At 51.2% G+C, this 17,379-nt stretch carries 14 protein-coding genes; 4 read left to right on the top strand and 10 right to left on the bottom strand.

The features are described from left to right. Positions 1-52 precede the first annotated feature (52 nt). A complete protein-coding gene (locus tag FAZ14_RS20430; RefSeq protein ID WP_071526191.1) occupies positions 53-502 on the bottom strand; it encodes a DUF2946 family protein in 450 nt (149 codons plus the stop codon). Positions 503-972: 470 nt separating this feature from the next. Here FAZ14_RS20430 and FAZ14_RS02095 point away from each other — a divergent pair, with 470 nt between their 5' ends. Beyond that, positions 973-2,475 (top strand): glucan biosynthesis protein G, encoded by a 1,503-nt coding sequence (locus tag FAZ14_RS02095; RefSeq protein WP_085930101.1) that lies wholly within the window; start codon positions 973-975, stop codon positions 2,473-2,475. Then, positions 2,468-5,017, top strand: coding sequence for a glucans biosynthesis glucosyltransferase MdoH (gene mdoH, locus FAZ14_RS02090; RefSeq protein WP_016940863.1), 2,550 nt, complete (start codon positions 2,468-2,470; stop codon positions 5,015-5,017). Before FAZ14_RS02095 ends, mdoH begins: the two co-directional genes overlap by 8 nt. An 85-nt stretch (positions 5,018-5,102) precedes the next feature. Here the strand turns inward: mdoH and mdtG are convergent, their stop codons facing one another. The 3 genes from mdtG to FAZ14_RS02075 form a co-directional block, all read right to left on the bottom strand. After that, positions 5,103-6,329 carry a multidrug efflux MFS transporter MdtG gene (gene mdtG, locus FAZ14_RS02085; protein ID WP_016940862.1) on the bottom strand — a complete coding sequence of 409 codons (1,227 nt, stop codon included), beginning with the start codon at positions 6,327-6,329 and terminating at the stop codon, positions 5,103-5,105. A gap of 47 nt (positions 6,330-6,376) precedes the next feature. Beyond that, on the bottom strand, positions 6,377-7,297 hold the full coding sequence (locus FAZ14_RS02080; protein ID WP_016940861.1) for a Kdo(2)-lipid IV(A) acyltransferase: 921 nt from the start codon (positions 7,295-7,297) through the stop codon (positions 6,377-6,379). A gap of 242 nt (positions 7,298-7,539) precedes the next feature. After that, positions 7,540-8,634: an NADH:flavin oxidoreductase/NADH oxidase gene (locus tag FAZ14_RS02075; RefSeq protein ID WP_153507972.1), complete on the bottom strand. Its 1,095-nt coding sequence runs from the start codon at positions 8,632-8,634 to the stop codon at positions 7,540-7,542. 201 nt (positions 8,635-8,835) lie between these two features. Between FAZ14_RS02075 and trhO the strand changes: the two genes are divergently transcribed. Further along, on the top strand, positions 8,836-9,906 hold the full coding sequence (trhO, locus tag FAZ14_RS02070) for an oxygen-dependent tRNA uridine(34) hydroxylase TrhO (RefSeq protein WP_153507971.1): 1,071 nt from the start codon (positions 8,836-8,838) through the stop codon (positions 9,904-9,906). Between the two features lie 47 nt (positions 9,907-9,953). Here the strand turns inward: trhO and FAZ14_RS02065 are convergent, their stop codons facing one another. The 5 genes from FAZ14_RS02065 to pyrC form a co-directional block, all read right to left on the bottom strand. Next, positions 9,954-10,535 carry a YceI family protein gene (locus FAZ14_RS02065; protein WP_016940858.1) on the bottom strand — a complete coding sequence of 194 codons (582 nt, stop codon included), beginning with the start codon at positions 10,533-10,535 and terminating at the stop codon, positions 9,954-9,956. Between the two features lie 29 nt (positions 10,536-10,564). Beyond that, positions 10,565-11,119 (bottom strand): cytochrome b, encoded by a 555-nt coding sequence (locus FAZ14_RS02060; RefSeq protein ID WP_016940857.1) that lies wholly within the window; start codon positions 11,117-11,119, stop codon positions 10,565-10,567. 367 nt (positions 11,120-11,486) lie between these two features. Next, positions 11,487-11,741, bottom strand: coding sequence for a biofilm formation regulator BssS (gene bssS, locus FAZ14_RS02055; RefSeq protein ID WP_016940856.1), 255 nt, complete (start codon positions 11,739-11,741; stop codon positions 11,487-11,489). A gap of 297 nt (positions 11,742-12,038) precedes the next feature. Further along, positions 12,039-12,281 (bottom strand): DNA damage-inducible protein I, encoded by a 243-nt coding sequence (gene dinI / locus FAZ14_RS02050; RefSeq protein WP_016940855.1) that lies wholly within the window; start codon positions 12,279-12,281, stop codon positions 12,039-12,041. A 126-nt stretch (positions 12,282-12,407) separates the two neighbouring features. Next, positions 12,408-13,451 carry a dihydroorotase gene (gene pyrC / locus FAZ14_RS02045; protein WP_016940854.1) on the bottom strand — a complete coding sequence of 348 codons (1,044 nt, stop codon included), beginning with the start codon at positions 13,449-13,451 and terminating at the stop codon, positions 12,408-12,410. A gap of 178 nt (positions 13,452-13,629) precedes the next feature. Between pyrC and FAZ14_RS02040 the strand changes: the two genes are divergently transcribed. Further along, on the top strand, positions 13,630-13,917 hold the full coding sequence (locus tag FAZ14_RS02040; RefSeq protein WP_029456281.1) for a putative quinol monooxygenase: 288 nt from the start codon (positions 13,630-13,632) through the stop codon (positions 13,915-13,917). An 88-nt stretch (positions 13,918-14,005) separates the two neighbouring features. On the opposite strand, the gene rne is transcribed toward FAZ14_RS02040, so the two are convergent. Further along, the gene (gene rne, locus FAZ14_RS02035) at positions 14,006-17,257 is read right to left on the bottom strand and encodes a ribonuclease E (protein WP_153507970.1); all 3,252 of its coding nucleotides are present in this window, start codon (positions 17,255-17,257) and stop codon (positions 14,006-14,008) included. Positions 17,258-17,379 lie beyond the last annotated feature (122 nt).

The raw sequence follows: 17,379 nt of genomic DNA, 5'->3' as shown, positions 1-17,379 counted from the left end.
ATGTTTATGAACACCATGTTTTATAAACACATTGTTTTATAAACACATTGTTTTATAAATGAGCGATTGATAAAGGTGGGGCGCGAGCTAAGGGCGGCAGAAAACGCAGAAGATGAGGCGATGAACATAGAGGGCAAGGTTTCTGCCTGCGAGATAACCAGACTGCATGGGCAGGTTGGAGTGTGCCTGATAACGCCAGCAGCGGTAAATGCGACAACAGGACGCAGTAACCACATGCAGCATGATCCTCCATCCCCATCTCCCCGTGTGATATCGGGGTAATGGGCGAATGGGCAGGATACGCAGCGGGCGTATGCATACTATGATGTTCATGATGACCCGACATGGGGGCCATGGCTGACAGTGAAGCGGGAGAGGGGGTTTGAACGTGATGGCTATTTCGCAGCGATTGCGAAATGGGCGGAGCCAAAAAGATCATGACAAGGGCCAATATCCCAAGCCAGGCAGGGAGGCGTCGTTGTCTCAGTTCAAACAGGGACATGCGTTACATGCGATGCTCGTAAAAAGGCAGAATGGGCGATACTGTACCCGATCAGTTGATAAGGGTTAAGAAAATGTTCTTTTTTGATCCCGTCCGGTGAAAAAATTGCGTTCTGTTTTCCATAAATCGCCGTTTAATGCCTGTTGGGGCCAGAAGTTTCTTGCTACTGCCGTCATGTGAGAGGAAAATTTACCCTCGTTTCTCAACGGATGATTCCTAGGCATTTCTGGCGTCATATCCGTTATGGTTTTTCATCTTGAGGACGTGGTTTGTCACTGAAGTGGGTCGATGTTGTCTAAACGGTGACCTATTATGATGAACCATTCTTTTCTCAAGTTGTCGGAAAGCTAACTTATCCATTAATATGGGTTTTAGTTGATTTAGGCACACATACAGGGGGAGATGTGCTGGTTAATAAATTTAGGGTTAAGCAGCGTGTTGCTAATCTTCGCTGGGTTTCAGCGGCGGTCATGTTGTCTTTGACGTCATTGCACGCTTGGGCTTTTTCCATTGATGATGTGGCGCAAAAGGCGGAAAAGCTGGCTGAAAAGGGCTATGAAGCGCCAAAGAGCAATCTTCCTGCCCAGTTTCGTGACATGAAATTTGCTGATTATCAGCAAATTCGCTTCAACCAGGACAAATCCTACTGGAATTCAGACCCAACGCCTTTCAAACTGCAGTTCTACCATCAAGGTATGTATTTTGACATTCCGGTCAAAATCAACGAAGTGACTGCCACTGAAGTCAACGAAATCAAATATTCTACGGATTACTTCGATTTTGGCTCGGTCAACCATGACCCGGCGACCGTGAAAGATCTGGGCTTTGCTGGCTTCAAGGTGCTTTACCCAATTAATAAAGCGGATAAGAACGATGAAATCCTCAGCATGCTGGGGGCGAGTTATTTCCGTATCGTTGGTAAAGGGCAGGTGTATGGGTTGTCTGCCCGTGGGTTGGCTATCGACACGGCATTGCCTTCCGGTGAAGAGTTCCCACGTTTTCGCGAATTCTGGATTGAGCATCCGAAACCGGAAGACAAGCATCTGGTGATCTATGCATTGCTGGATTCTCCGCGTTCTGTTGGTGCCTACCGGTTTGTGCTTTATCCAGGCAGTGACAGCATGATGGACGTGGAAGCCAAAGTCTATCTGCGTGACAAAGTGGGTAAACTGGGCATAGCGCCGTTGACCAGTATGTTCCTGTTTGGGCCAAACCAGCCGTCGCCGACGCTGAACTACCGCCCGGCGCTGCATGATTCCGACGGTCTGTCGATCCATGCCGGTAATGGTGAGTGGATCTGGCGTCCGCTGAATAATCCCAAACATTTGTCGGTCAGCACCTATACCATTGAAAACCCGAAAGGCTTTGGTCTGCTGCAACGCGGCCGTAACTTCTCCGGTTATGAAGACCTGGACGACCGTTATGACCTGCGCCCAAGCGGCTGGGTTGAAACCAAAGGCGACTGGGGTAAAGGCAAAGTTGAATTGGTAGAAATTCCGACTGCGGATGAAACCAATGACAATATTGTCGCTTTCTGGACACCGGAAAACTTGCCAGAGAAAGGCAAGCCGTTGGAAATGAAGTACCGCCTGCATTTCACCCGGGATGAAGAAGCACTGCATTCTCCGGAACAGGCTTATGTCATGCAGACCATGCGTTCGACGGGTGACGTGAAGCAGTCTAACCTGATTCGTCAGCCAGATGGCACCATCGCATTCCTGGTTGATTTTGTCGGTGGCAAGATGAAGGGTCTGGATCCGAATACGCCAGTCGCGCCGCAAGCCAGTATTGGTGACAACGGCGAGATTGTGGAAAACAGTGTTCGCTATAATCCGGTAACGCATGGCTGGCGTCTGACACTGCGTCTGAAAGTGAAGGACAACAAGCAGCCGACGGAAATGCGAGCAGCGTTGGTCAATGGTGATACCACATTGACTGAAACCTGGAGCTATCAGCTGCCTGCTAATGAATAAATCAACGACTTCCCTCGAGTATATCGAGAAATTGCCTCTGCCTGCCGGGCAGGCAGAGGCCCTTCGCGAGACGCTGTCTTCGTCTCAGGATTTGTCTTCCTTACATCACTCACTGTCTGATGGTTCTGTCGTCAATATGCAGTCGCCGGACGATATTCCGCTGGTTTCTGTACCGCGTCGTCTGGAAATGGCGTGGGAGGACGGACTCAATGGCGGCAAGCAACTGGGCAAAGACCGTGAAGGTCGCACCGCATTACAGGCTATGCCGCGTATTACCCGTGCTTCTATGTTCCCTGATGCCTGGCAGACGAACCCAATGGTGCGCTGGTGGGATACTTTCAAAGGTCGCACTAAACCTCCTCGCCATCAATACAAGACGGCAGAGGAAAACGAAGCGGAAAACCGCTGGCGTAAGGTGGGGACGCTGCGTCGTTATATCCTGTTGGTGCTCACCCTGTTCCAGACAGCGATTGCTACCTGGTATATGAAGACCATTCTTCCTTATCAGGGATGGGCCTTGATCGATCCGTTTGCGATGATTCATCAGGATGTCTGGCGCACTGTCATGCAATTGCTGCCTTACGTGCTGCAAAGCGGAATATTGATCCTGTTTGCGATTCTGTTCTGCTGGGTCTCCGCCGGTTTCTGGACGGCGCTGATGGGCTTCCTGCAGTTGCTCATCGGTAAGGATAAATACAGTATCTCGTCGACAGTCACCGGGAATGAGCCGTTAAATCCGGCGCATCGCACGGCATTGATTATGCCTATCTGCAATGAGGACGTAGAACGCGTTTTCGCAGGGTTGCGGGCGACCTATGAGTCGGTGGCGGCTACCGGTGATCTGGATCATTTTGATATTTATGTCCTCAGTGACAGTAATGATCCGGATATTTGCATCGCGGAACAAAAAGCGTGGATGGATTTATGCCGGGAAGTCGACGGTGCGGGTCGTATCTTCTATCGTCGCCGTCGTCGCCGTGTGAAGCGTAAGAGTGGCAACATCGATGACTTCTGCCGTCGCTGGGGTAACCAGTACAGCTATATGGTGGTGCTGGATGCCGACAGTGTGATGAGTGGCGAGTGCTTAACATCACTGGTTCGGTTGATGGAAGCCAATCCAAACGCCGGGATTATCCAGTCCGCACCGCGTGCATCGGGTATGGATACGCTGTATGCCCGCTGCCAGCAGTTTGCTACCCGTGTTTATGGACCACTGTTCACTGCCGGTCTGCATTTCTGGCAGTTAGGTGAATCCCATTATTGGGGACATAACGCCATCATCCGTGTGAAACCCTTCATCGAGCATTGTGCGCTGGCACCGTTGCCGGGCGAAGGCTCTTTTGCAGGTTCGATCCTGTCACATGACTTTGTCGAAGCCGCGCTGATGCGTCGTGCCGGGTGGGGCGTCTGGATCGCGTATGATTTACCGGGCAGTTATGAAGAGCTACCGCCTAATCTGCTGGACGAATTGAAACGCGATCGTCGCTGGTGTCACGGTAACTTAATGAATTTCCGCCTGTTTCTGGTCAAAGGCATGCACCCGGTACACCGTGCGGTATTTTTAACGGGGGTGATGTCTTACCTGTCCGCGCCGCTGTGGTTCATGTTCCTGGCGCTGTCTACGGCATTGCAGGTGGTACATACGCTGATGGAGCCGCAGTATTTCCTGCAGCCCCGCCAGTTGTTCCCGGTGTGGCCGCAGTGGCGTCCGGAACTGGCGATCGCCTTGTTCTCGACAACACTGGTGTTGCTGTTCCTGCCCAAGCTGCTGAGTGTCATTCTGGTTTGTGCCAAGGGGGCTAAGGCGTATGGCGGTTCGATAAGGCTGTGTACTTCACTGCTGATTGAAATGCTGTTTTCTGTCTTACTGGCGCCAGTGCGTATGTTGTTCCATACCGTATTCGTGGTCAGCGCATTTCTGGGGTGGTCAGTACAATGGAAATCGCCACAGCGTGATGATGACGCAACGCCCTGGAGCGAAGCCTTCACCCGTCATGGCTCTCAGTTGTTGCTGGGGCTGGTATGGGCTGGCGGGATGGCATGGCTGGATTTGCGCTTCCTGTGGTGGCTCGGACCTATCGTGTTCTCACTGATCCTCTCGCCGCTGGTCTCTGTATTGTCCAGTCGAGCCAGCCTCGGTTTGGCTTGTAAGCGTGGTAAGTTGCTACTTATTCCGGAAGAGTCTACTCCGCCGCGAGAGCTGGTGGCGACCGACGAATACTTCCGTCGTAATCGTGAGCGCAAACTGGAACATGGCTTTATGCATGCGGTGTTTGATCCGTCAGTCAATGCACTGGCCAGTGCCATGGCAACAGCACGTCACTGCCTGAGTAAACCGATTGAGGATATGCGTGAACAGCGCGTGAATGATGCACTGAATCGTAACCCTCATGAGGTTGATGGTAATTTGCGTCTGGCATTGATTAGCGATCCGGTGACATTGGCTCGCTTGCATCATCGGGTCTGGAGTCAGTCTGATGCGTACAGCAACTGGCGAAACCATTACCAGACGCTTGCCGCGCCGGTGATTAAAAGCGAATAAACCTGGATAGGTCAGTGAAAAAGCAACGGCTAGTCCGTTGCTTTTTTTATGCCTATTGCATGCCCGAACGTGATGCCTGACAGCACTATTCTGCTTCGGATAACGCTTCCCGGTTTGATTTCCGGCGTAACGAGAGCCATGAGTAGAACGTATTGATCATCACAACGCTGGCTGTTACCAGAAATACGGCCCTGAACCCAAAACTTGCGGAAACGCTGGCACCTAACAGCGGCCCTGTCACGTTACCGACATCGCGGAATGACTGGTTATAGCTGAATATCCGCCCGGCAACCTGATGAGAAGAGTGATAGATAAGCAACGTTTGCACGGCGGGCAGTAACGCGCCGTCAGCCGCACCTAGTAGGAAACGTAATGCTGCCAGTTGCCAGGGTGATTGTACGAATGCCATGGGGATCAGTAGTAATACTGACAGTATCAGCATGGCAACCAGAATCCGCTCCGGGCCAATTTTGTCGCCAAGTTTTCCCAAACGGGGGGCGCTCAGGAGTGCTGAGACACCCGGAATAGCCGCAATCGCACCACTGATAAACGCCAGATTGTCGGTTTGGCCTGCCAGCTCGCGTACATACAGGGTCAGTATCGGTGCAACGGAGCCGGTTGCTACCTGAATGATCAGCGTAGTAACGAACAAACTCATCACCAGATGGGGGTTTTTCAGAGAAACCATGACCTGACGCCCGCTAAGCATGTCTTTTTTCCTGACAGGCTCAATGCGCTCGCGAATGAAAAAGAGCGTAACCAGAAAGCAGATAAGCAACACTACGGCGGTAATGAAAAAAACGGGACGCAAACCGAAGGTATCGGCCAGATAGCCTCCGAGTAGCGGGCCAAGCAGTGCGCCACCAACCGCGCCGGTAGACAAGGTTCCCAGCGCCCAGCCACTACGATTACGAGGCACTTGTGTGGCGATCAGGGCATTGGCATTCGGCACAAATCCGCCCAAAACGCCTAATGCGGCTCTGAGTAACAGAAACTGCCAGATATTCTGCACCAGGCCCATTAACGCCATCACTATTGCCATCCCCAGGGCGGAGCGTAGTAGCATCAGTTTTCGCCCTTTGCGGTCGGCAAGGCGTCCCCAGAAAGGTGAAGCGATCGCGGAAAATAGAAACGTGATGCTGAACACTACACCTGACCAGAGATTGAGCGCCTCATGACCCTGTATGCCCAGTTGTTCGACGTAAAGTGAAAGAAAAGGCATGACCAGGCTGAAGGCCGCTCCGGTAAAGAAACATCCCAACCAGGCAATGTAGAGGTTGCGTTTCCAGTCAATCGGAGCGGTATCGTTCATCGTGTTTCCCTGTCTGGCTGTATGCCAGCACATGATTCAAAAAGCGCTTAATAGAGCGAAGATTCCCCGTCAGGGCGTGTTTTAAAACGGCGGTGCAACCACATGTACTGGTCCGGTGCCAGCAGGATATTTTCTTCAACCAGCTTATTCATCCAGGTAGCTGTGGCTGTCTCATTCTCCAATGGAATATCCAGTTGGGCTGGGCGAATGAGCAGCTCATAGCCTTTTCCATCCGGTAAACGACGGGGGACGAATGGCACAATAGCGGGTCTTGCTGCACGGGCTAGCATATAACTACCGACCGTCGTTGCGGCGTTTTTAACAGCAAACAAAGGAACAAATACACTGCTGCGTGGACCATAGTCGTGATCAGGGGCGTACCAGATAATCTCGCCTTGTTTCAGCGCCCGGATCATGCCCTTAACGTCTTTTCGGTCCAGCATGGATTTATTAGAACGCATTCTTCCCCAGGTTTGCAGCCAGTCGATCAATTTGTTGTCGTTAGGCCGATAAACACCGATGCCGGCGTTTTGTATGCCAAAGATGCGAGCCCCTAATTCCAGGGTAAGGAAATGCAGACCAATCAGTAACACACCGCGTTGTTGTTCTCGCAGCGGCCGCATGTGTTCGAGTCCAGTTACTGTAAACCAGCGCTCCACTCGCCAGTCTGGCCAGAACCAGGCCATACCTGTCTCCATGACGCCCATCCCGACGGATTCAAAATTTTTCTTAACCAGCGCCTTTCGTTCCTCAGTTGGCATATTCGGGAAGCAAAGTTGCAAATTACGATGCGCGATCGCGACGCGGCGTTTCAGTATACGCATTGACAGTCTTCCCAACCCGGTACCGATGCGATAGATGAGAGGATAAGGTAACAGGACCACCAGATAGAGTAGCGCGATGCCTGTCCAGGTCGGCCAGTAGCGTGGGTGTAGCAGCGAGCGATTGAAGGCGGGGATTTGAGTCATAGCATTAGTATTAAAAAACGGCGAATAATACGCCGACGGTTAATGGAGTTCTTTGCGTTTTCCAACCGAGCAGCCAAAGGCGACATTCTTAAGAGGAAAACACACGTGTGTTTTTTATCCGCAAATTCAACACGGTATTTATCATAGCATCTGTGAAAGACTGATTTTAACGTTTGATGACATTAGGGTGGGATCAGCATCAAGCCTGTGATCCCCGCACGGTGACGGCGGGGATATGGCAGTCAGGAGGTGAACAAACCTTTGGCGTAGTGAGGCTCACTGCGCCAGAACTGCGGAGGAACGGTGACGTTTTCTTTCAGTCGGATCGCGGCATGCCATGGCCAGCGAGGGTTAAACAGTATGGCTCGGGCAAGGGCCACCGCGTCCGCTTCTTCGGTTGCAAGAATAGCTTCCGCCTGCTCTGGCTCCGTAATTAAGCCGACGGCAATCGTGACCAGCCCCGTTTCCTGGCGAATTTTTTGTGCGAAAGGCACCTGATAGTTGGGCGCGGGCTGAATGTGCTGTAACGGCGATAGCCCACCGCTGGAAACATGAATATAGTCGCATCCCAGTTGGCGCAATACGTGACCAAGTTCAATGGATTGTGTCAAATCCCAGCCGCCTTCAACGGCATCCGTGGCGGAAATGCGAACACCGACTGCTTTATGCGGTGGAAACACCTCTCGTACTGCCATATAAACCTCACGCAGTAACCGCATCCGATTGGTCAGTGAACCACCGTATTCGTCGTCACGCTGGTTGGAGAGAGGTGAGAGAAACTGGTGCAACAGATAACCGTGTGCCGCATGGATTTCTACCAAATCGAATCCCAGTCGGTCTGCCCGTTTGGCTGAAGCGGCAAAGGCATCAATCAGGTTTTTGATTTGATCATGGCTCATGGCGACTGGTACGGTGTCATCAGGGGCATAAGGCAATGCCGAGGGCGCGACGGTTTGCCAGCCACCTTGCGTGGGAGACAGGACGGCCCGGTTAGCCCAAGGGGCGTCGGTCGAGGCCTTTCGGCCAGCATGGCCGAGTTGAATACCCAACGGGATAGTGGAGTGCTGACGGATTCCCCGGATGACAGGTGCTAAAGCACGTTCGGTATCGTCATCCCACAGGCCGAGATCATGTGGTGAGATGCGTCCTTCCGGCGCTACGGCGGTGGCTTCAAGAATCAGTAAGCCCGCGCCGGAATGCGACAACGTGCCCAAGTGCATCATGTGCCACTCTGTGGCTTTGCCGTCTTTTGCGGAGTACTGACACATGGGGGCGATGATAATACGGTTTGGTAGCGTCAGGTTTCCCAGTGCCAATGGACTGAACAGCTTGCTCATGAAAATAACCCCTTATCTGAGATAGATTCAGCACACCATGCCAGAGTGTGGCTGAAATCCTGATTTCACATTCCGATATCCCCGTCATTCACTGACAGCATGCTATCCCTCCTGTATGATGCGACGGGAATTTATTGGTTACGCAACATCGCGTTCATATCATCTTAACGCCATTCACCTCTAAAAACAGGACAGTACACCATGCCAGTGTTACATAACCGTGTTTCCAATGAGGAACTGAAAGCACGTATGCTCGCTGAAGCCGAGCCGCGAACGACAGTGTCCTTTTACAAATATTTTCAGTTGGATGAACCACAGGCCTTTCGTGACGCACTGTATATTGCGTTTGATAAGGCTCGGGTCTTCGGTCGCGTTTATATCGCCCGTGAGGGGATCAATGCGCAGATAAGCGTCCCCGCCAGTCGATTTGAGGATTTCCGTACCGCGTTGTATAGCGCGCATCCAGCACTCAACGGCGTTCGTTTGAATATTGCACTGGAAGATGACGGCAAGTCATTTTGGGTATTACGGATGAAAGTGCGGGATCGCATTGTGGCCGATGGGATTGACGATGCCAGTTTCGACCCAACACGGGTAGGGCAGTATCTCAAGGCGGAAGAGGTTAACCGGATGGCCGATGATCCCGGCACCTTGTTCGTGGATATGCGTAATCATTACGAATATGAGGTTGGTCATTTTGAAAACGCGCTCGAAGTGCCTTCCGATACATTTCGTGAGCAATTGCCGATGGCTGTCGACATGCTGGCAAACGCACGTGACAAGAATATTGTGATGTATTGCACCGGCGGGATTCGCTGCGAAAAAGCCAGTGCCTATATGCTTCATCATGGTTTCAGGAATGTTTACCATGTTGAGGGCGGTATTATTGAGTATGTCCGTCAGGCTAAATCCCGCGGGCTGCCGCTGAAATTTATCGGCAAGAATTTCGTGTTTGACGAACGGATGGGGGAGCGGGTATCCGATGATGTGATTGCGCATTGCCATCAATGTGGGGAGCCTTGTGATACCCACGTCAATTGCAAAAATCAGGGATGCCATTTGTTGTTCATCCAATGCCCGACATGCGCAGAAAAATATGTGGGTTGCTGTAGCAGCGCGTGTCAGGAAGAAACACAGCTGCCGCTTGAAGAGCAACGTCTGCGCCGCAAGGATCGTGAAATCAGCATGAAGGTTTTTAACAAATCGAAAGGGTTGCTGAACACCACATTGGGGATCCCAGCACCGGAAAAAGAGCCCGGAAAAGACAAATAATCAGATCGAAAATAGGCGCAGGGCTCGTAAGAGCCCTGCGTTAGCGATTATTTCTGACGAACACCTTCGAGAGAGATAATCAGTTCTACTTCCTGAGACGCTGGGCCGAGATCAGTTGTGATATTGAAATCTTTTAATGCCAGTTTACCTTTCGCCTCAAAACCAGCACGATACCCGCCCCATGGGTCATCACCTTTGCCCATCAGTTTGGCGTCCAGCGTTAAGGGTTTGGTGACACCGTGTAATGTCAAATTACCGGTGATTTTTAATACATCCCCGTCTTTCTGAACGCTGGTTGAGGTAAATGTTGACTGAGGGTATTTGTCGGCATTTAACAATTCAGCACTACGAATGTGCTTGTCGCGTTCTGCCTGATTGGTATCCACACTGTTGGTATTAACAGTAACATTCACTTTATCCGCGGCGGGGTTATTTTCGTCGAACGTAAATGTCCCGTTGAAGTCTTTGAATGAACCGTAAATCCAGCTATATCCCAGATGTTGAATCCGGAATTGAATAAACGCATGTTGTTCTTTCTTGTCAATTTGATAATCAGCGGCAGAGGCCGAGCTGGTCCAGGAGAACAGAGACGCCAGGGTGACACCCAACAGAAGCGTTTTTTTCAGCATTGCTATTTTTCCTTAAATTCCCAAATGAATTAATCAACATGTCGACCAGACATGCGTTTTAACGTTACATCACGATCAATAAAATGATGTTTTAGCGCCGCCAGTGCATGTAAAACCGATAAAATGACAACCGACCAGGCCAGATATAAATGAATCTTTCCGGCGCTATCCGCCTGGTTTTGAATGCCACTTAACGTTGCAGGCACGGAGAACCAGCCAAAAACAGAAATGGCCTGGCCTTCAGCCGTGGAAATCAGATAGCCACTAATAAGAATGCTAAATAACAATAAATACAGGAAAACATGCGCTGCTGTAGCGCCGATGCGAGTTAATGTTGAATAACTTGATAACGGCGGGGGCGGTGGAGAAAGCCAGCGCCATATAACGCGAAAAAGCAGGGTTAAAAACAGCAGTATGCCTATCCCCTTGTGTATTTCCGGGGCATTGTGATACCAGGGGCTGTAATATCCCAGTGTGACCATCCACAGTCCTAAGGCAAACAAGCCATACACTGTTATGGCGCTGGCCCAGTGCAAGAGTACACTGATATGCCCATATCGGGTTGATGTATTACGCCAAACCATTATTGAAATCCTTATCCTTTACAGACAACTGTTGCAGAAACATAACTATACGGAATCGTAAAATCAATATAAAAATGGCATATCTAAGCCAGTTAAATTATATGTCAGTGGTTTTGAATGTGTGCTCGCATTTTTATTCGAATGAGTTGTTTTAGTAGGGTTTGTTATTTTTTATTTTTGATTTTTATTTTAATAAAAAATCGGATTTATCTTAAAGTAGTTTGTTGATTTTTTTATTTCGATTCCTCTTTTAAAGAAGAAATCAAAATGTGAATCATTGTAGTGAGGGTAATAACGGTAGGACACCGCTCAGGGAGCGGTGTCCGGATGGTGAGTAATAACGGTGAATGAGGAAATATAAAAAGCGTTAATGCTTAAGATAGTCGGTCAGTTGACAGTCTTTTGATTCAATTTTGGCAATGCCAGCCTCAAGGATAGAGATAAGCTGTTTTGCCACATCGGTGGTCAACCATAATGTGCGATCAACCTGGGCTTCGTCCGGCGCCTGGTCTGCCGTAGCGAGGTAATGCAGACGGATCATCATCGCGTCATAACTGTCAACGGTACTGATATCCCAACCCACAAGCGGGTGCGTTTGAATGATCTCATTTTTTCTGTCCATAAATACCCCTTATTAACTAGTTACTACCGTGAGTGACTAAACGAGGTTTAAGACGGCTCTTGTACCTGAGCAATATCAGTATATCTCTGTCGGATTCATTTATGGAAATTAAATGTAAAAAAAACTCAAGTGGATGTTTCGATTAATTATCCAGCAAAATGAGCGCTGTGATTTGAACGAAAATAGTACAGTGCGTTAATGTAAGACGGCGAGGTAGTACGACATCTTACCGAAGAAACGAAAAGGTCAGACGAGATGTCTGACCATTGGGTAACCGGTGCGGATAGAAAAAGGAGATTACTCGCTTTGAACAAACCAGTCGTCAGCGCTTTCCCAAGTCTCTTGCAGGATTTCCGATATTTTCTCTCTGTCGTCTTTACTGCCGCCCAAAACGCTCAGGTTATTCGAGGCGGCATAACGAATGCTCACTGGGGTATCCGGGTAAATGTCATGAACCCGATGGCTCAACTCATGGGTTAATGCTTCAAGTGCGCCAGTAGGCAGTAGGGTGGTTTTTGCAATAGTCAGTTCAATACGCATGGTTGCCTCCTCTTTACTGTAATTTTATACAGTAAAGAGGAAAAGGCAACAACATGGATAAAAATAACAACATAGACAAAATGTAGAGCGCGCGTCCTTTATTACATGGCCGCGCGTCAACCACTATCAGGCGACAGACCAGTTCAGGCTCTGTCCGGCGAGGAATGGAATAATGCATTCTTCACCTGTCACGATTTCTTCGGGGAATTGCACCGGCTGGCGGCGTAATTCCAGCGTCTCTTCGTTGACCGGCAATCCATAAAAACGTGGGCCATTCAGTGAGCAGAATGCTTCCAGTTTATCCAGGGCGTTCAGTTCTTCAAAGACGGTGGCGTAAGCGCTTAATGAAGCCTGGGCGTTGAATACACCAGCACAGCCGCAGGATGACTCTTTGCGGTGTTTCGCGTGGGGGGCTGAGTCTGTGCCAAGGAAAAATTTCTCACTACCTGAGGCAACGGCTTCGCGTAGAGCCTGCTGGTGAATGTTACGTTTAAGGATTGGCAGGCAGTACAAATGTGGGCGAATACCGCCGACCAGCATATGGTTACGGTTAAACATCAGATGCTGCGGGGTAATAGTCGCGGCAACGAAGCGATCGGCCGCTTGCACATACTGAGCGGCTTCGCGGGTGGTGATATGCTCAAATACCACCTTTAGTTCTGGAAATTGCTTACGCAGCGGCTCCATGATTTGCTCGATAAAGCGAGCTTCGCGATCGAAAATATCGACTTGTGGATCGGTGACTTCACCATGAACCAACAGCGGCATGCCCAGTTTCTGCATCGACTCCAGTATTGGGTAGATAGTTTTGATATCTGAGACACCATGGCTGGAGTTCGTGGTCGCATGGGCTGGGTACAGTTTGGCGGCAGTAAAAACGCCTTGCTGGTAGCCGGAGATAATTTCGTTTTTATCCAGTGATTCTGTCAGATAGCAGGTCATCAGCGGCTGGAAGGTGTCGCCAGCCGGTACGGCAGACAGGATCCGTTGCCGGTACGCCTCTGCCTGGGCCACACTGGTAATGGGTGGTGTCAGATTCGGCATGACGATAGCTCGGGCGAACAGGCGGCTGGTGTAAGGCAGCACGGCTTTGAGCATCTCGTCATCACGCAGATGAAGGTGCCAGTCGTCAGGGCGACGAATCTTCAGAATAGTCGGCAAAGGGGTCATGAAACGCTCCGCGATCAGTAAATAACGCCCCTGAAGCAGGGGGAAATACGGCGGGGAATAAGCATAAGCGGAAAGCGCAGCGAATGCATCCGTTCGTTGTGAAAAGGTTGAAATTAGCTTGTTATTGGCGTTTTATGGGTGAATATTCAATCTGTTGCTATATCAATGGAGTATTGTGATGGAAATTCGTATCGTTGCCAGTGTTCAGGCCAAGCCGGAATTTATCAATGAGGTTGCCGCTGCGGTTCGCCAGGTCGTTGCACCGAGCCGTCAGGAAGAGGGCAATTTGCAGTATGAATTGCATGAAGAGTTGAACAAAAGCGGCTCGTTTGTATTTTTTGAGCGCTGGAAGAGTCAGCAGGCCATCAGTGAACATGAGCTGACTGCACACTTTCAGGCGCTTGTCACTCAGCTGGAGGGCAAGGTAGAGCGCATGGATATTAAATTATTGCAGCCAGTAGCATAAAAAAATGCCCGTCATACAGACGGGCATCGAATCAGAATAAGCACCTGCGTTAGCAAGGTGCTTTTTTCTATTGAGTCCACAAGACTCTTTATTCCACAGGACGAGTTGCCGGGGCACTGGCCTGATTAACGGCAGAGTGACCGCCAGCAGAGCCTTTGCCTGTGAACTCAAACACCGGGCGTTGCCAGTTGCTGACACGCGGCGCATCCGGAATATAAACCGGTGCTGGTGCACGTGTCATCGGTGCAGTGGCGTAATGCTGGTGAGGCTGTGCCGCCACGGTGGTATTAACGGGTGCTAATGCAGACACCGGTTCCTGAGCCACAGGAACTGGTATCACGTCTACAGCAGCATGAATCACCGGCGCTGGTTCGGCAGGTTGAGCATCCACGGATTCATCAGCGCTGGCAGTCGTGGCGTTATCGGCAACGACGGCAGCTGGTGTTTCTTCAACGTGCTCTACTTCAATGTGCGCTACGACTTCAACGTGCTCTACAACAGGCGCAACCGGCTCCTCAACTTGCGGTGTCGGCTCTTGTACTTCCAGAGGCGCTGTAGCTGCCTGCTGTACAGTGCTTTCGACGATTTGAGTAGCTTGTGCGGCTAAGGCTTCATCCTGCTGTGTTGATGCGAGGACCGGCACTGCGGTCGGATTCTCCTCGACTGAGGCGCTGGCAGGGGCTGAATCCAGAGCAGTTGTGACGTCCTGCGCAGTGATATCCGGTGTCGTGACATCGGGTAACGCGGTTAGGGCAGTGGCCAGTGCCGGTGCTGCAGACAGTTGCTCATTGGCCGGCATATTCAGCTCTTCTACACGCTCTGGTTGCTGTGACTGCGCAACCGGATAACGAACCCAGACTTTACCTGAAGCCATTTCCGGTGAGGCCGACGCTTGTGCCAGCGGCATCGGCGACTGTGCAGGGTAACGCTCATCGCGGTAACGACGACGACGCTGACCACTGACGCGCAAATGACGAGGTGAGCGGCGAGAACGACGCGGCAGGCTGTTTTCACGGTTACTTTCGGCTGCTACCTCGTTTTCTGTATCGGTAATGTCGGCGGCAGAGGTGGCGGATTCCGGCGCTTTCTCTAGCGGTGATTCCTGCACGTAGGATATCGCCAGAGGTAACGCGTCAACATTCGCTACCGCTGACTCTCCAGTCGCGCTGCCATCGTCCACCCTTACTTTTTGGGGTAACTGACGGCGTTGACGACGCGCCATCACTTGTACCGGTTTTTCCTGTTCGGCAGCAACGGTATCTTCTGCTTCAACGGCAGCCGCATTCAGCTCTTTAACGTCATTCTGCGCCTGGCGTTTTTCTTCCTGACGGCGACGTTGGCGTTCAGCGCGTTGTTCGCGGCGTTGTTCATCACGTACCGCCTTATCCTGCACGGATGTCTCTGCTACCGCGGTAGTATCGACGTCGGCATTTTGTTGCTGTGGACGTTTGTTACGGCGTTGCTCATCGCGCTCACGCGGTTCGCGATTATCACGGGGACGATCACGTCGACCGGACTGACGGCGATTGTTCCGACGATCCTGCTTCTGCTCCTGCTCATCAGACTCGGTTTTCGCTGCTTCAGCCGGTTTATCTTTAACGGCGTCAGAAGAGGAGAACATCCCTTTCAGCGCACCAATAAATCGACCAAATAACCCGCGCTCGGAAGCGGCCGGTTTTTCCACGCTCGGGGGCGGGGTGACGGGAACGGGTTGGGCTTCCTCTGGTGAAATGTCCGTCATGGTGAAGGAGGCCAGAGCCGGTTGCTCCGGGGCCCGGCGCTCAGAAACCTGTTCTTCCGTTGCCTGCTGGGCTTCAGCTTCCAGCAACTGAGGCAACATATAGCTTAGAGTCTGTTTTTCCTCACCTTTACGGATACGCAATACGGCGTAGTGCGGCGTTTCCATACCGTCGTGCGGGACGATAATGGCGCGTACACCGCCCTGACGTTTTTCAATCGCGTTGACGGCTTCACGTTTTTCGTTGAGCAGATAAGACGCGATAGGCACCGGTACAATCGCATGCACCTCTTTGGTGTTTTCTTTCAGCGCCTCTTCTTCAATCAATCGCAGGATAGACAGCGACAGCGATTCGTTGTCACGAATTGTACCGGTGCCATTACAGCGAGGGCAGACATGATGGCTGGATTCACCCAGTGAAGGACTCAGACGCTGACGAGACATCTCCAGCAAACCAAAGCGGGAAATGCGGCCAATCTGAATACGGGCACGGTCCTGGCGGACGGCTTCACGCAGGCGGTTTTCCACTTCGCGTTGATGGCGAACCGGCGTCATGTCGATGAAGTCAATAACGATCAAACCACCCAGGTCACGCAAACGTAACTGACGGGCAATTTCATCGGCGGCTTCCAGGTTGGTGTTAAACGCGGTCTCTTCAATATCGCCGCCGCGTGTTGCACGGGCGGAGTTGATATCGATAGCGGTCAACGCCTCGGTGGTATCGATGACGATAGAGCCGCCGGATGGCAGACGCACTTCACGCTGGAAGGCGGACTCAATTTGCGACTCAATTTGATAATGGCTGAACAGCGGAATTTCACCGGTATACAGCTTTATTTTACTGCTGAAATCCGGGCGGCCCAGCGCAGCGATATGCTCTTTGGCCAATTCCAGAATTTTGGGGTTATCGATCAGGATTTCACCGATATCCGGGCGCAGGTAATCACGAAACGCGCGGACAATCACATTGCTTTCCTGATGAATCAGGAATGGGGCTGAGCGGCCTTCTGCGGCTTTTTTGATGGCCTCCCAGTGTTTCAGACGAAACGCCAGGTCCCACTGTAATGCGTCGGCGGATTTACCCACCCCGGCAGTACGGACGATAAGGCCCATACCATCCGGCAGCTCCAGTGAGCCAAGCGCTTCTTTCAATTCGGTACGGTCATCCCCCTCAATACGGCGGGAAATGCCGCCAGCGCGGGGGTTATTTGGCATCAGCACCAGATAGCTGCCGGCCAGACTGATGAACGTCGTTAAGGCAGCCCCTTTGTTGCCGCGCTCTTCTTTGTCCACCTGAACGATAACTTCCTGGCCTTCACGGAGCACGTCTTTGATATTCGGCCGACCGTGAGAGTTGTAATTGCTAGGGAAGTATTCGCGTGCGATTTCTTTGAGGGGAAGGAAGCCATGTCGCTCTGCACCATAATCAACAAAAGCGGCTTCAAGGCTGGGTTCAATGCGGGTGATTTTGCCTTTGTAAATGTTCGCCTTTTTCTGTTCGTGTCCAGGGCTTTCAATATCCAGATCGTAGAGCCGCTGACCATCAACCAAGGCAACACGCAACTCTTCCTGCTGAGTTGCGTTAATTAACATTCTTTTCATCGTACTTAACTCGTTATTTTTACTTGCATTATTGATAGAGCTGCGGATGAACGCGGTGCATGACCGGAGGGGACCGATGGCCTCGTGTCTTATCGCAGGGGCGTCAACCTCACGGTTGTCGC

Source organism: Dickeya oryzae (assembly GCF_009372235.1).
GTDB classification, from domain to species: Bacteria; Pseudomonadota; Gammaproteobacteria; order Enterobacterales; family Enterobacteriaceae; genus Dickeya; species Dickeya oryzae.
Note: the sequence above shows the minus strand (reverse complement) of the source record. Positions and strands in the feature narration are given on the sequence as shown.